Raw genomic sequence first — 15,932 nt, 5'->3', positions numbered from 1 at the left:
TATGAAGTTAAAATTAAGCCAAATTGCAGATATGCTCCAATTACCTTGGAATGGTCAAAGTAATCCGCAAATTACGAATATCACTTTTGATAGTCGTAAAATTGAAGCTGGATCTTTATTTGTACCTTTGGTTGCCCAACGTGATGGACATGATTTTGTGAATGCAGCTTTTAAAAATGGTGCCCAAGCAACACTTTGGCAAAAAGATCATTCTTTACCGGCTGATTTAGTAGGTAATTATTTAATAGTTGACGATACCCTGGATGCCTTGCAGCAATTAAGTAAAGCTTATTTAAAGCAAGTTAATCCAAAAGTTGTGGCTATCACAGGCAGCAACGGTAAAACGACCACAAAAGATATGGTTGCAGCAGTTTTAGCTAGCAAATATCGGGTAGTTAAAACGCAAGATAATTTTAATAATGAATTAGGTGTACCACTAACTATTTTGAGTATGAGTAGTGACACACAAATTTTAGTAGTTGAAATGGGAATGGATCGACCAGGGCAATTATTAGCATTGTCGGCTTTGGCACAACCCGATGTTGCTGTGATTACTATGATCGGCGAAGCACATATTGAATTTTTTGGAACACGTGCCAAAATTGCAGATGCTAAAATGGAAATCGTGCATAGTTTGAAAGAACAAGGTGTCTTCATTTATAACGGTGATGAACCTTTGCTAGAACAACGTTCTCAAAAAGTAAGACAGAAGAAATTTACTTTCGGATTACAAGAAAGTTGTGATTTGTGGGCACATAATGTGCAAACTTATCCTGACCATACGACCTTTAAAATTAATGCGGCGCCTGATCTGCAATTTTTTATACCTTTAATGGGCGATTATAATGTGGATAATGCGTTGGCAGCTTTGCTAGTGGGAAGACAATTTCAAGTGTCGATGGAACAGATGCAATCGGCATTGGCTGTTTTTCAGCCTACCAAGAATCGAACACAGTGGTTAAAAGCTAGCAATGGCGCACAGCTGTTAAGTGATGTTTACAATGCTAATCCAACGGCGATGATTGATGTAATTAATAATTTTAGTAAAGTCCCGACTAAAGGCCGACGGATCTTAGTTTTGGGTGACATGCTGGAGTTAGGCGAGCAAGCTCCCCAACTGCATGCTTCTATTGTACAAGCGATTTCTGAAAAATCGATTGCGGAAGTTTATTTATTAGGCGATTTAATGAAAAATTTGCAAAAGCAACTCACTTTGCCAACTCATTATTATAGAGCTGATCAACAAGCACAATTAATTGCGGCGCTCAAAGCTGATTTACAAAGGAACGATGTTGTTTTATTGAAAGCTAGTAACGGTTTGCATCTTGATAAAGTTGTTCAAGCATTACAAAATTAGTATTTTGCATACTTATGTGTTTAAAAAGCTTTATCTTATTTTGAAAACGTGGTAAACTGGATAGCTAGTGAAAGTTTATGAAAACAATAATAATGATTACAAGACAGTAGGACGAAGAATAATCTATTCCTGTTTTGTGGTTAACTTTCACAATTCTAGGAGGATTATTTTTTGAAATTTAGTGAACTTAATTTAGATCAAGATATATTGACAGCTATTACGAATGCTGGCTTTACTGAGGCAACGCCGATTCAGGCACAAACAATTCCGTTAGTTTTATCAGGTGTTGATGTTATTGGTCAAGCTCAAACTGGAACTGGTAAAACTGCTTCTTTTGGTTTACCTTTATTGCAAGAAGTTGACGTACATGCACCTTTCGTGCAAGCTTTGGTCATTTCCCCAACGCGTGAATTGGCTGTGCAAACACAAGAAGAATTACACCGTTTAGGCAAGAATAAACATGTTTCTGTCCAAGCTGTTTACGGTGGCTCTGATATTCGCCGACAGATCAAAGCTTTACAAAATCATCCACAAATTGTTGTGGGAACTCCGGGACGTTTATTGGACCATATCAAGCGCCACACTTTGAAGTTAGAAAATGTGCGTACAGTTGTTTTGGATGAAGCTGATGAAATGTTAGATATGGGCTTTGTAGATGACATTGAAAACATTTTGAAAAATGTCCAAACTAAACATCAAACCTTGTTGTATTCGGCAACAATGCCTAAACCGATTATGAATATTGCTGAGCGGTTCATGCAAGATCCCAAAATTGTTCAAATTAAGTCTAAAGAACTGACAGCTGATAAAATTGAACAATATATGATTCGCTCCAAAGATTTTGAGAAATTTAATATTATGACGCGGTTGTTTGACGTCCAAAAACCAGAATTAGCTTTGATTTTTGGCCGTACTAAACGGCGAGTTGATGAATTAACACGAGGCTTGAAAGCACGTGGTTATAATGCTGAAGGTATTCACGGTGATTTATCCCAACAAAAGCGGATGAGTGTGTTACGCCAATTTAAAGCAGGTAAATTAGACTATTTAGTAGCAACTGATGTAGCAGCCCGGGGCTTAGATATTTCCGGTGTGAGTCATGTTTATAACTATGATATTCCTCAAGATCCTGATAGTTATGTGCATCGAATTGGTAGAACGGGTCGTGCAGGTCGTTCTGGTGTGTCAGTAACTTTTGTTTCGCCCAATGAAATGAGTTATTTACGCAGTATTGAACAATTAACCAAAGTGCGCATGTTGCCACTCAAACCACCGACTGATGAGCAAGCTTTGGCTGGACAATTAGAAACTGCTAAAGAGCAAATTGCTTTACAGGTTAAGAATGATAGATTAGCTAAGCTGAATGATGCTGCGCAAGATTTATTGGAACAATATGATGCAACGACTTTAGTAGCTGTTCTATTGAAGAATTTGACGAAGGATTCCGAAGATATTCCAGTTAAAATAACGCCGGAACGTCCATTGGCTGCACGCCGTTATAATGGTGGTAATCGTCGTCGGGACAATAACCGTCGCGGTGGTCGTTCACGATCTAACGGTAATTATCGTGGCAACAGCAATAATAATCATGGTCATCGTAATAAACGTGATCGTAATTATACAATCCGTAATAATAAATAAAACTAAAATTGTTGGAGGAAAGTTTGGCTTTCTTTCAACTTTTTTAATTGGAAAAAGAGGCAGCTATGATTGAAGGTTTAGGTGTTGATATTGCTGAAATTGAACGAATTTGGCAGGCGAATCAAAAAACCCCCCGTTTTAAGGAAAAAGTTTTAACTAAAGATGAATTAATGGTCTTTGCTAGTTTAAAAAAGCAACGGCAAAAAGAATTTTTAGCGGGGCGTTTTTCTGCTAAGGAAGCTTTTAGTAAAGCCTTGGGAACCGGTATTGGCAGTCAAGTTAGCTTCTTAGATTTAAGTATTTTAGATAGCACTAGTGGTCAACCTAAAATTTATCAAACCCTTTATTCTGGACGAGTACTTGTTTCCATTTCACACACGAAATGTTATGTTATGACAGAAGTTATTTTGGAAAAAGAAGGTTAAAACTTATGCAACCAGCCATTCATCGACCAACGCGTGCAATCATTGATCGGCAGGCAATTCGTAATAATTTTTTACATGAGCGCCAACAACTGACATCGGATAAATATATTTTTGCGGTGGTAAAAGCTAATGCCTATGGACATGGTGCTGTTGCTGTAGCTAAAGTCTTGCATGAGTTGCAGGTAGATGGCTTTTGTGTAGCGACTTTAGATGAGGCACTAGAATTACGTCAAAATGGACTTCAGGAACCTATTTTGGTGTTGGGGATAACTTCTGTGCAAGATGTACAGTTAGCTGCTGAGAATGATATATCGTTAACAGCAGCTTCTTTAGCGTGGCTAGAAGAGGCTGTGAATAACTTGCAGCAACCTTTAAAAATCCATCTGGCGATTGATAGTGGCATGAATCGGCTAGGAATTCGCGATCGCTTAGAAGTTATAGCTGCTACCGAGTTTTTGTTACAGGAAACAAATTTAGTTGCTGAAGGCATTTTTACTCATTTTGCGACCGCTGATGAACCAGATGTTACGTATTTTAATTCACAGGAACGCAAATTTCGTGAATTGATTTGTGATGTTCGAACTACTTTTCAATATGTACATTGTGCCAATTCAGCAACTGCTTTATGGCATCAAGATGTTACTAGTAATGTGATTCGTTTAGGAATTAGTTTATATGGACTCAATCCCTCTGGCACAGTTATGAAAGAATTACCATATTCACTGCATCCGGCCTTGAGTTTAACTAGTGAAGTGTCTTACATTAAGCAACTACCAGCTGGTCAAAAGGTTGGTTATGGAGCCACTTATACAACTAGTTCTGATGAAATTATTGCTACAATTCCAATTGGTTATGCAGATGGATGGCTTCGCCGGCTGAGCGGTAGTAAAATAATAATAGATGATGAGTTGTGTCCAATTGTTGGTCGGATTTGTATGGATCAGTTGATGGTCAGTGTTGGGCATATGGTTCCTGTGGGAACACCAGTTGTTTTGATTGGAACACAAGCTGATTTATCAATTAGTGCTACGGATGTTGCTAATTATAGTAAAACAATCAATTATGAAATAACTTGTAACTTATCTGATCGAATACCTCGAACTTATATTAATTAAAAGATGATGGTGTGTTTGATAGTTGCTTTATTGAATTTTTGTAGACAAGTATGGTAGGATACTTTATGGGTAATCTTAAGCTGGTTTTATTTTACTTTTTTACGTGTTTGATCCAGTTTAATCAATATACTTAAGTTTATAACGTTGCACTTACCAAAAGCTTAATAGCTTTTTTAATTTGTTAATAGGAAGTAGATAGGCAAAACAGTGGCTATTTCAATTAAACGCGGTGATGTTTTTTATGCTGATTTATCACCAGTTATCGGATCGGAGCAGGGGGGCATGCGCCCCGTCTTAATTATTCAAAATAATGTGGGGAATCGTTATAGCCCGACAACGATTGTTGCGGCGATAACTGGACGCATGGAGAAACCTAAAATGCCTACTCACGTAGGGATAACTAAAGAAGAGGGCGTCAATAAGAATTCTGTTATTTTGACTGAACAAATTAGGACTATTGATAAGCAACGTTTACAAGAAAAGGTAACAACTTTGTCTGATGAAAAGATGGCAGCAGTTGATAAGGCGTTGGGGATTAGTTTGCATATTTAAAAAATTAAAACTAAAAATGCGCTTTCCATAACTTTTATGGAGAGCGCATTTTTTATTTAAAACTTTTAAAACTCGTTCAAAATAACACCATTTTGCAAATCGTCGACTTCAGAAACATGGAAATTATGTTCTTCAAGATTTTTGATGATCTTTTTTAATTGTTTTTTGGTAACACCAGATTGCAAGGTAAATAAATTGCGACGGACTAAAGCAGTTTTCTTAGCATCTAAGGTTAAACAACCAGCAATTACTACTTCACGGGAAATGATTTCAGACATCGCTGCCAACTCGCCACTTTGCCCAGAAGAAATTACTGTCAAAACGTAACTTCCGGTATCAATGTTCCAAGCTTCTGATAGCATATTTAGCAATTTAGTATGCGTTAAAATACCGTAGAAATGATTATTTTCGTCTAAAACAGCAATGTAAGGTAAGTCTTTGATATTGAAAAAAACTTTAAAAAACGGCGCATTGATCGGAATAGTTTTAGTGGCATTTTTCAGCAGATAAGTAACTGGCAAATTCATATCACCGCCCCGTGATTTATGACGGTAAATGTGCATCTTATAAATGTTACCGCGGAAAATTGTGCCTGTACTATCTAAAATAGGAACACATCTAAATCCAGTATCTTCAAGAATAGTTAATGCTTCACCTAACGTAACAGATTCTTGCACCGTTGTTAGAAATTGTTTTTTTAAAACCAAGGATTTAATTAACATTATATTACCTTTCTCCTAATAATCACTGGATCCAAAGTATGCCGCCGGCCATAAAGCAACAAATAAAGGCACAATTCCCAGCCACCAGCTTTCCAATAGAATGCCTGCGCCGACAGAAATCAAACAAAGAACTAATAAAAGGATCATAAATTTTTGCATAAAGACACCTCCTAGAAATGATCGCTAACTATATTTTAGCATAGTACAAAAAAAGACAGTCAGCTAAACTGTCTTTTGCTAAATTAATTATTAAATGCCAACAGCTTCAAAGCCTTCATTAGCAATATGCTTCAATTGTGCTGCGGATTGCTGCATTTTATGCTGTTCTTCTGAAGAGAGTGGCACTTCTAAAATTTCGCGCACACCGTTACGGTTAACTACTGCTGGAGAACCAATATAAAGATCGTTCAAGCCATACTGCCCTTCCATATAGACGGATAATGGCAAAACGGTATTTTCATCGCTGAGTAATGCTTTACAAATTCGTGCCAATGCAGTACCGACACCGTAAAAAGTTGCACCTTTTAAGTTAATGATTTCGTAGGCTGCTTTGACGACGCGTTCGTTGATTTCTACTAATTTATCATTAGTTAACTGCGGATGAGATTGTTGTAGTTCAGCGATTGTTAATCCACCGATCGTAGTATGTGACCAAGCTGCAAACTCGCTATCACCGTGTTCACCAAGCATATAGCCATGAATTGAGCGCGGATCAACTTGTAATTCTTGAGCGACAAATTTGCGTAAACGTGCCGAATCTAAGGAAGTTCCTGAACCAATAACACGTTCTTTAGGAAAACCAGATAACTTCAAAGTACCATAAGTTAAAATATCTACTGGGTTAGCAGCAACAACAAAGATACCGTTAAAACCTGCAGCGACAATTGGTTCAACAATTGATTTCAAAATATTTAAGTTTTTATTAACTAAGTCCAGCCGCGTTTCACCTGGTTTTTGTGGTGCGCCTGCTGTGATAACTACAATATCAGCATCTTTAGTATCATTATAATCAGCTGAATAAACAGCTTTAGGATAGGTGTACGGAGTTGCATCGGCAATATCTAAAGCATCACCGGTCGTTTTGTCTTTGGCAATATCAACAATGCCTAATTCATTAGCGGTGCCTTGTAACGCCATGGCGTAAGCAAAAGACGAACCAACAGCACCATCACCTACTAAAATAACTTTAGTATGATTTTTGTTTGTAATACTTGTCATAAAGACTAAGCCCCTTTGCTTGATAAAATATTCACTAATGAATTTTAACATGGAACTTCATTTCCACAAAGAGTTTATTACTAATTTCACAATATCTTCATAACTATACTTATTGGAGCAAGTCGAGCACTTGTCGCACAATTAATTGGGCGATGTTTTGCTTAGAAGTTACCGGGGTTTGCCAGTTTTTTTGCTGTGGTCTAATAAAAGTTACTTGATTATCGTCAGTATTAAAGCCAATTTGTGACTGGGAGACATCATTAGCGACAATTAAATCTAATTTTTTGGCAGTTAATTTTTGAGTTGCATTGGCAATTAAATTTTGCGTTTCAGCTGCAAAACCGATAGTAATTTGTGATTTTTGCTTAATTTTTGCTACGGCTTGCAAAATATCTGGTGTTTTGGTTAGAGTTAAAGACCACGAATCCGATTGTGGATTTTTTTTGATTTTATTGGTTGCAGTAACTTGTGGTCCAAAATCAGCAACCGCTGCTGCCATGATTAAGACGTTATTGTGGGGGAAATGTTGCAACACCGCTGTCTGCATTTGTTGAGCTGTGGTAACAGGAATTAATTCAATATCATGCACCGACGCTAAGTTAGGCTTAGTCGTAATCAAAGTTACTTGGGCACCATGTTGTTGAAAAGCTTGCGCAATAGCCAAGCCCATTTTACCTGAAGAGGCATTGGTTATGGATCGTACTGGATCAAGCGCTTCGCTAGTTCCACCGGCAGTTACTAGCACTTTTTTGCCTTTCAAAACTTGATCTTGTGGCAATAAGCTATCAATCATGGCAACAATATCTTCGGGCTCTGGTAAGCGTCCTATACCTTGATAACCTTCGGCCAAAAAACCAGTTTTTGGTGATAAAATATGCACACCATCAATTTTTAGAGTGTGCAAATTACGTTGCACTGTTTTTGCATGCCACATTTGATCATTCATAGCTGGCACTATTAATTTAGGAGCTTCAGTGGTTAGCCAAGTTAAACTAGTGCAATCATCAGCAAGACCATTTGCAATTTTACCAATTGAATTGGCACTTGCCGGCACCATAACAGCTAAATCTGTTTTTTGAGCGATGTTGACATGATCAATTTTGGTGGGATCGGCTAAATTGAAAGTGTCAGTAAAGACTTGGCTTTTGGAAATAACTTGAAAACTGAGCGGTGTTACAAATTTTTGTGCCGCATTAGTCATGACAACTTGAACATTAGCATGTGCTTTGACCAATAAACGCGTTAAAAATAAGGCTTTGTAACTGGCTACACTGCCAGTTACGTAAAGAGTAATGTTTTTATTTTTGAGCATTTTTTTCTCTCACTTTGCAATTAATAATATGATGTTGCTCGTCAAAAGTTATGTGACAATCAGCTGTTTGTGAACGGGGAAGAACATTAGCTTGATAATTAGGTAGATTGATGTGTTGCCAAGCAGCTTTGATATGAGGTAATTGTTGTTGATAATTGGAACCGTATGTTTTGTGAGCACGTTGCAAGTACCAATTAAAATTTTGCTCCAATTCTGCTATTAGAAAAATATTATAATTATTGTAGCGATCAAAAGGCGGTGTCAGTGCTAATAATCCTTCAATAATCAAAATATCTGGTTGATTGATAGTTGTTGTGACTTGAAAATCAAGATCTTTTTGCGCATGATTATAAGTAGGTAAAGAAACACTTTGGCCTTGTTGAATTTTTTGCCAAAATTTCTCCAGCAAAGAATAATTATAAGTTTCGGGAAAACCTTTACGATCAAAAAGCTTTTTTTGCCGTAATATATTATTAGGATATAAAAAGTAGTCTGTACTAATAATGTTGATTTTCGCTTGTTCAAAGTTTTGCTGCAGATACTTTTGCAATTGGTAAGCAAAAGTACTCTTGCCAACGGCAACATTGCCCGTTATACCGATGATAAAAGGCATCGTTTTTTTTAGGGACTGTTGAAAATAGGTCTTTAATTGTTTTAAAAGCATTTGTTTACACATCGGAATTATCCTTAAACTATTTGGTTTAAGCCTAATCAAATTAGCTCCAAAATACAATAGCTGGTTCCATATCTTCGATATGATATAATCGTTAAACATAAAATAGGTAGGATAATTTAATGAAAGCAATATTTGGTCTGGGTAATCCAGGTAAGCAGTACGATCAAACTAAACACAATATGGGTTTTTTAGCCATTGATCAGTTGGCGGATCACTATAATGTAGAATTGAATAAAAATGAATTTTCTGCATTGGATATCCGCTTTAAGTATCAAGGTGAAACTATTTATTTAGTGAAACCATTAACTTTTATGAATGATTCAGGTAGGGCTGTGCGTATGTTAATGGATTATTATCAAATCCAGCCTGAAGAAATTATCGTTATTCAAGATGATTTGGATTTGCCTGTAGGGAAAATTCGTCTGCGAGCGCAAGGATCGGCAGGTGGACATAATGGTATTAAAAGTATTATTTCTGCTGTCGGCACTCAACAATTTAAACGTGTCAAGATTGGCATCGGTCACCCCAAACAAGCTACAGTGGTTGATTGGGTATTAACACCCTTTAAAGGAGAATTGAAAACCCAAGCTTTCTTAGGTATTGAACAAGCAGTCAAGGCTGTTGAAAATTGGCTTGAGCACGATGACTTTTCTCAAACAATGAACGATTTTAATTAGAGGTGAATCGTACTTGCAATTAATTGATTTTTTAAAACAAAATCACGCACTGCATAATTTTATTACTAATTTGCGTCTTAGTTCACGGCAATTATTAATAGGATTAAACGGATCAGCCAAAACTTTGTTTTTGACTGATTTGTTACAACAAACGCAACAACCGATTTTAGTAGTATTAGCAGATGGTTATCATGCGCAACAATTAGTGGAAGATTTGCGTCAATTACTGCCAGAAGAGCAAGTGCAAAATTTTACTGTTGAAGCCAATTTAGCCACTCAATTGGCAATAAGTTCGCCAGAAGAACGAAGACAGCGTTTGCAAACTTTGAATTTTTTAACCACACAGCAACCTGGTATTGTTGTTACTTCAGTAGCCGGTTGGCAACATTTATTGCCAACGCCGCACAATTTTGTTACAAGAATGATTAATTTAGAAGTAGGGCAAGAATTTAGTTTAGCTGAATTGACAAATCATCTGGTCGCTTTAGGTTATCGACGAGACAGTTTAGTAGCTCAGTCTGGTGAATTTGCTGTGCGTGGAGATATTTTTGATTTTTATGATTTAATAGCTGATCAAGCCGTACGAATTGAATTTTTCGGTGATGAGATTGAAAAGATTAGTCAATTTGATCCGCAAACACAGCGTGTACAAAAAACGTTACCCCAGGTAACTATTATGCCTGCCAGTGAGTATTTGTTGTCTACTAAACAATTGCAGACAGCAGGTCAAAAGCTGCAATTGGCTTTGCAAAAAAATATTTCTCAAGTTAAAGATCCCCAAGTTATTAAAAACTTGCAAGATCATTTGCAACCTGATATTGATCAATTATTACAAGGCCAGCGATTAGATCATTTAGGTTGGTATACAAAATGGTTACCTGATTTTACTGCTAATTTGGCGGATTATTTGCCTTCTACAGGTACAATTGTTTTTGATGATTATGAGCGTTTGCGAACTCAAGAACAAACTAATTTCAAAGAAAATAGTGCCTGGTTAGAAACACAATTAGAGCAAGGTAAGTTGTTGCCTAATCAAGTCATAAATACACCATTGGAGCAAATTAAGGGTAAGATTAAGCAGGCGCAAATTTATTTGTCACTTTTTCAGCGAGGCTTAGGTCGGATTAAATTGCAGCAATTACTGACGGTCAACAGTCGTAGTGTGCAACAATTTTTTAGTAACTTGCCATTATTGAAAACGGAATTAGAACGTTGGCAAAAACAAGATTATACTGTTGTCTTATTAATTAGTGATTCAAATCGTTTACAAAAAATGCAGCAAACTTTGGCAGATTTTGAAATTGCTGTAAAGAAAACAACAATTGACCAATTGCAAAAAGGCACTGTTCAGTTAGCTGCAGGTGGGTTGCAAACGGGAATTGATTTTCCTGATGATAAATTGGTTATTATTACTGAGAAAGAGTTGTTCAATAAGCGGGCACATTTGAAACGACGACGAGCTAATTTGAGTAATGCTGAACGCTTAAAAAGTTATACCGACCTGAAATCTGGCGATTATGTTGTCCATGTGAACCATGGTATTGGTAAGTTTTTGGGTATCCAAACTTTAGAAGTTGACGGTAAACACCAAGATTATATGACAATTGAATACCGTGATGATGGCAATTTGTTTATTCCGGTAACGCAATTAAACATGGTGCAAAAGTATGTTTCTGCTGAGGGCAAAGCACCACGTCTTAATAAACTTGGGGGCACAGAATGGCATAAAACTAAGCAAAAAGTTCAAAAAAGTGTTGAAAATATTGCTAATGATTTAGTTAAACTATATGCCAAAAGACAAGCTGAACCCGGTTTTTCTTTTGCTCCTGAAGATGAATTAGAAACAAAGTTTGATGAGCAGTTTCCTTATATAGAAACTCCAGATCAATTGCGTAGTATTAAAGAAGTTAAGCAAGACATGCAGCGCCCACACCCAATGGAGCGTTTATTAGTCGGCGATGTAGGATTTGGTAAAACCGAAGTCGCTTTGCGAGCAGCTTTTAAAGCGGTAAATAATAATAAGCAAGTGGCTTTTTTAGTGCCTACCACGATCTTAGCACAGCAGCATTATCAAACTATGTTAGAACGTTTTAGTGGTTTTCCCGTGAAAATAGCAATGATGTCTCGCTTTCAAACTACTAAGCAAAAAAATGAAACTAAAGCAGGGTTAGCTAACGGCACTATTGATATTGTCGTTGGAACACATCGTTTACTGTCTAAGGATATTAAATTTGCTAATTTAGGCTTATTGATAATAGATGAAGAACAGCGTTTTGGTGTTAAACATAAGGAACTTTTAAAACAGCTAAAATCACAAATTGATGTGTTATCAATGACTGCAACGCCGATCCCGCGTACTTTGAATATGTCGATGATGGGCGTGCGGGATTTATCAGTTATTGAAACTCCGCCACCTAATCGTTATCCGATCCAAACTTTTGTAATTGAACAAAACTATGATGTCATCAAAAGTGCGATTGAGCGTGAAATGCAACGTGGTGGGCAAGTTTTTTATTTGCATAATCGTGTGGAAGATATGGAACAAGTCGTTAGCTTATTAGAAAGTTTATTGCCAGAAGTTCGTGTAGGGATTGCTAATGGGCAAATGACGCAAACGCAATTAGAAAATGTCATGACAGATTTTTTGAATGGTGAATATGATGTTTTAGTGGCCACGACTATTATTGAAACTGGTGTTGATATTGCTAATGCCAATACGTTGATTGTGGAAAATGCTGATCATTATGGTTTGTCTCAGCTTTATCAATTAAGAGGACGTGTAGGGCGCTCTAGTAGAATTGCTTATGCATATTTTATGTATCAACAAGACAAAACTTTAACAGAAGTTGGTGAAAAACGTTTAGAAGCAATCAAAAATTTCACAGAGCTGGGCTCAGGATTTAAGGTTGCTATGCGAGATTTGTCGATTCGTGGGGCAGGGAATCTATTGGGACAGCAACAACATGGTTTTATTGATTCAGTGGGATATGATTTGTACACGCAAATGCTAAATGAAGCAGTTGCCAAGCAGCAAGGGCAACGTAAGGTACAACAATCAGAAGCTGAATTAAAATTTACAATTGAAGCTTATATCCCTAGCGAATATATTAGTGATGAGCGCCAAAAAATTGAGATGTATAAGCGTTTACGAGAGGCACGTAATACTGAGCAAGTCACCGCTTTACAACACGAGATGGTAGAACGTTTCGGCAAATATCCACCAACGGTCGCCAAGTTAATTATGTTGACGTTGCTCAAAGTATTAGCAGATCAAGCATTTATCCAAAAAATTGAACAACAAGATAAAGATATCATAATTACTTTTACTAAAATGGCTAATCAATATTTGAATGGTGAGTTGATTTTTGCTGATTTGAGCTTGGTTTCTATGAAAGCACAAGTCAATAATATGCAACAGCAATTTGTTATCAAGTTAGATACCAAAAATACAACAGATTATCTAGAGCAATTGCAACAATTATTAACTAAATTGGCTGAACAAGCCCAAACCAAGGAAGATTCTATATCATGAAAGCAACTAAGGCCTGGCTATGGCAAAGTACTTGGATTTTATCTGTCTCAGCTTTAATTACTAAAATACTCAGTGCTTTGTACCGCGTTCCCTTGCAAAATATTGTAGGTGACCGAGGCTTTTTTGTGTATCAACAAGTTTATCCATTATACGGTATTTGCAATGCAATTGCTCTAACGGGTGTTCCGCTGTTTATTTCACAGATCATTGCTGAAAATACGGAGCGACAGCGGAGTAATTTTAAGCAATTGGCTATTTTGGTAGTGATTTTAGGTGTCATTAGTAGTGTATCATTATATGAAATGGCTCCGACAATTGCTAGATTAATGGGAGACGATAAATTAATCCCTTTAATTCGGTCTTTAACAATGTTTTATTTATTAGCACCCATTGAAGCTTTGTTGCGTGGGAGTTTTCAAGGCACTTTAAAAATGTTGCCAACGGCTTTATCACAAGTTGTTGAACAAATAGTGCGCGTTGTAATTATTGTGGTTGCAGCGTTTTCGTTCAAATATGGCATTTTGTCAATTTATAATATGGGGGCATGGGCACATGCCGGTTCTGTATTTGGTTGTTTTGCTGCGTTAGCAGTACTTGGCCTTTTTTTGCCACACTTATGTTTGCAACAAGTCAGTCGAATACGGACTTCACTGGGTGTTTTATTGCGTCGTTTTTTGAATGAAGGATTGTTGTTAAGCCTATTTGGCAGTTTATTGATTTTATTTCAAATGATTGATTCTTTTACTTTATTGAAGTCATTGCGCAAAGTAACAGCTCATGCTGAGTTGATTAAGGGAGTTTATGATCGCGGGCAGCCACTGGCACAACTGGGAATCGTGGTTGCAGTTTCATTTGCTACCACTTTGTTGCCACAAATCAGTGATCACAAAAATAAATCCCAGTTAGTCATAATTAATAAGACGTTGCATATTGCAGCATCGTTAGCGACGGCTTGTGCAGTCGGGCTGGCTGTTTTAATGCCCCAAATTAATACATTATTATTTAAGGATAAGGCACAAAGCTTAGCGCTGGCGGTTTATGTGTTAGCAGTAGCCTTCATTTCCTATGCGACGATTATGAACACGATTATGCAAGCCCAGCATTTGCAAAAAAGAAATTGGTTGGTGCTGATTATTGCCTTATTTGTTAAGTGGTTAGGTAATTTAATGTTTATACCAGTGCTAAGTATTTCAGGTGCTAGCTGGGCAACTTTATTAGCTAGTACTGTTTTGGCTGTGGGAATTTATTGGAATTCTGGTCCAGTTTTACAAAAAGCTTTGACAGAGCATAATTTTTTATTAAAATTACTGGTAATTTGTGGTTTGATGGGTCTTGTTGTAGGAATGTTTAGTTTAATCAGCTTACTAGTATTTCCATTGACGCGCTTTATTTCAGGTGTAGAAGTATTAGTAGGAGTTGTTTTAGGCGTTTTAGTTGTGCTATTTTATAGTTATCATTGGCATTTATATACAACAAGTGAATGGCGTTTAATGCCGGGTTATCAATTAATTCATAAAAAGTTAGGTGGAAAGTAAGATGCGCTTAGATAAATATTTAAAGTTGTCACGCTTAGTTAAACGACGGACTTTGGCTAAAGAAATTGCTGATAAGGGTCGAATTGAAATTAATCAACGAGTGGCAAAATCATCGACAGATGTGCAACCAGGTGACCAGATAACTATTCATTATGGTAATCGCGATGTACAAGTGGAAGTTGTCAGCACTCCTGAGATTGTTAAGAAAGTTGATGCAGAGCAAATGTATCGTTTCATAAATTAGCCGTTAATAATTCTAGAAAATAATTGGGAAAATTGTTATACTCATAGACACTAGGAGAGGATTTTGGTGACAAAATCATTGGATAAAAATAATAATGTTAGTCCAATTAATTTGAACAATGATGATCGTTCGGCTGAACTGAAGTTCAAGCGACGCGTTTCCCTGGTACATCGTCGCCGAATTGTCTTTTTGCTAGTGGTTTTGTTGATCGTGCTTTTACTGGGTTTTAATCGGCTTTATAGAGCGTATAAAAGTCAAATTACGACCAATAATAATTTGACCAGCCAACAACATAAGTTGCATGAGGCTACAAGACAAAAAGCTGATTTAGATAATGAAATTAAGCAATTGCATCAGCCAGAATATTTAGACAATTTGATTCGCTATCGTTTTAATTATTCTAAAGATGGTGAAATAATTTATAATATCCCTAATGAAGCAAATAAAAATATCAATTTTTAAGGAGTAATTTTTACAAATGACCGTATCAGTAGGAACAAAAGTAACAGGTAAGGTAACCGGAATCAAGAATTTTGGAGCTTTTGTTGATATTGGTAATGGCCAAAGTGGTCTGGTACATATTAGCCAGGTTTCCAGTGATTATGTTAAAGATATTCACGATAAACTAAGTGTTGGCGATGTCATAACAGCAATTGTGATTAGTGATGACAATGGCAAAATTGCTTTGTCAATTAAAAAAGCACAAGCTCCAGTATCATCTCAAAAGTCCGATCCATTTCATCATAAAACTCATACAGGGCACAAACATCATGGTAAAAAAGCTGTAGGTGGAGACTTTGACGATCTATTAGCTAGCTTTATGAAAGAAAGCCAAGATCGTCTTTCCACTTTGAAAAAAAATACTGAAGGCAAACGTGGTGGTCGAGGAGGTCGTCGGAATTAAGTTTGAGTTAGTTTAACTCGAA

At 36.8% G+C, this 15,932-nt stretch carries 16 protein-coding genes; 11 read left to right on the top strand and 5 right to left on the bottom strand.

The features are described 5' to 3' along the window. Position 1: 1 nt before the first annotated feature. From MOO47_RS02305 to MOO47_RS02285, 5 genes are all read left to right on the top strand, one after another. Positions 2–1,357 carry a UDP-N-acetylmuramoyl-tripeptide--D-alanyl-D-alanine ligase gene (locus MOO47_RS02305; protein WP_249513220.1) on the top strand — a complete coding sequence of 452 codons (1,356 nt, stop codon included), beginning with the start codon at positions 2–4 and terminating at the stop codon, positions 1,355–1,357. 171 nt (positions 1,358–1,528) lie between these two features. Then, a complete protein-coding gene (locus tag MOO47_RS02300; protein WP_249513219.1) occupies positions 1,529–2,998 on the top strand; it encodes a DEAD/DEAH box helicase in 1,470 nt (489 codons plus the stop codon). A gap of 65 nt (positions 2,999–3,063) precedes the next feature. Next, positions 3,064–3,423 (top strand): holo-ACP synthase, encoded by a 360-nt coding sequence (gene acpS, locus MOO47_RS02295; RefSeq protein ID WP_249513218.1) that lies wholly within the window; start codon positions 3,064–3,066, stop codon positions 3,421–3,423. Between the two features lie 5 nt (positions 3,424–3,428). Continuing rightward, on the top strand, positions 3,429–4,538 hold the full coding sequence (gene alr / locus MOO47_RS02290; protein ID WP_249513217.1) for an alanine racemase: 1,110 nt from the start codon (positions 3,429–3,431) through the stop codon (positions 4,536–4,538). 207 nt (positions 4,539–4,745) lie between these two features. Beyond that, positions 4,746–5,090 (top strand): type II toxin-antitoxin system PemK/MazF family toxin, encoded by a 345-nt coding sequence (locus tag MOO47_RS02285; RefSeq protein WP_317617093.1) that lies wholly within the window; start codon positions 4,746–4,748, stop codon positions 5,088–5,090. Between the two features lie 65 nt (positions 5,091–5,155). Here MOO47_RS02285 and cbpA read toward each other — a convergent pair whose 3' ends face one another. From cbpA to MOO47_RS02260, 5 genes are all read right to left on the bottom strand, one after another. Beyond that, on the bottom strand, positions 5,156–5,812 hold the full coding sequence (gene cbpA / locus MOO47_RS02280; protein WP_249513216.1) for a cyclic di-AMP binding protein CbpA: 657 nt from the start codon (positions 5,810–5,812) through the stop codon (positions 5,156–5,158). A gap of 15 nt (positions 5,813–5,827) precedes the next feature. Then, entirely contained in the window at positions 5,828–5,971 is a 144-nt protein-coding gene (locus MOO47_RS02275; protein WP_249513215.1) for a hypothetical protein, read from the bottom strand. A 90-nt stretch (positions 5,972–6,061) separates the two neighbouring features. Further along, complete coding sequence (locus MOO47_RS02270) at positions 6,062–7,030, bottom strand: L-lactate dehydrogenase (RefSeq protein ID WP_249513214.1); 969 nt, start codon at positions 7,028–7,030, stop codon at positions 6,062–6,064. 109 nt (positions 7,031–7,139) lie between these two features. Continuing rightward, complete coding sequence (gene coaBC / locus MOO47_RS02265) at positions 7,140–8,342, bottom strand: bifunctional phosphopantothenoylcysteine decarboxylase/phosphopantothenate--cysteine ligase CoaBC (protein WP_249513213.1); 1,203 nt, start codon at positions 8,340–8,342, stop codon at positions 7,140–7,142. After that, positions 8,329–9,006 (bottom strand): nucleoside/nucleotide kinase family protein, encoded by a 678-nt coding sequence (locus MOO47_RS02260; RefSeq protein ID WP_249513212.1) that lies wholly within the window; start codon positions 9,004–9,006, stop codon positions 8,329–8,331. The genes coaBC and MOO47_RS02260 overlap by 14 nt, the downstream gene beginning before the upstream one ends. Positions 9,007–9,137: 131 nt before the next feature. On the opposite strand from MOO47_RS02260, the gene pth reads away from it, so the two are divergent. The 6 genes from pth to MOO47_RS02230 all read left to right on the top strand — a co-directional run bounded on the left by pth (position 9,138) and on the right by MOO47_RS02230 (position 15,910). Further along, a complete protein-coding gene (pth, locus tag MOO47_RS02255; RefSeq protein WP_249513211.1) occupies positions 9,138–9,695 on the top strand; it encodes an aminoacyl-tRNA hydrolase in 558 nt (185 codons plus the stop codon). Positions 9,696–9,708: 13 nt separating this feature from the next. Continuing rightward, a complete protein-coding gene (mfd, locus tag MOO47_RS02250; RefSeq protein ID WP_249513210.1) occupies positions 9,709–13,227 on the top strand; it encodes a transcription-repair coupling factor in 3,519 nt (1,172 codons plus the stop codon). Continuing rightward, entirely contained in the window at positions 13,224–14,762 is a 1,539-nt protein-coding gene (locus tag MOO47_RS02245) for a polysaccharide biosynthesis protein (RefSeq protein WP_249513209.1), read from the top strand. Before mfd ends, MOO47_RS02245 begins: the two co-directional genes overlap by 4 nt. A 1-nt stretch (position 14,763) precedes the next feature. Next, complete coding sequence (locus MOO47_RS02240; RefSeq protein ID WP_249513208.1) at positions 14,764–15,006, top strand: RNA-binding S4 domain-containing protein; 243 nt, start codon at positions 14,764–14,766, stop codon at positions 15,004–15,006. A gap of 66 nt (positions 15,007–15,072) precedes the next feature. Continuing rightward, positions 15,073–15,468: an FtsB family cell division protein gene (locus MOO47_RS02235; RefSeq protein ID WP_249513207.1), complete on the top strand. Its 396-nt coding sequence runs from the start codon at positions 15,073–15,075 to the stop codon at positions 15,466–15,468. A gap of 16 nt (positions 15,469–15,484) precedes the next feature. Continuing rightward, positions 15,485–15,910, top strand: coding sequence for a S1 RNA-binding domain-containing protein (locus tag MOO47_RS02230; RefSeq protein WP_249513206.1), 426 nt, complete (start codon positions 15,485–15,487; stop codon positions 15,908–15,910). Positions 15,911–15,932 lie beyond the last annotated feature (22 nt).

This window comes from Bombilactobacillus thymidiniphilus, assembly GCF_023380245.1.
Taxonomy (GTDB): domain Bacteria; phylum Bacillota; class Bacilli; order Lactobacillales; family Lactobacillaceae; genus Bombilactobacillus; species Bombilactobacillus thymidiniphilus.
The sequence above is the reverse complement of the archived record's forward strand: the minus strand, read 5'-3'. Positions and strand labels throughout refer to the sequence as shown.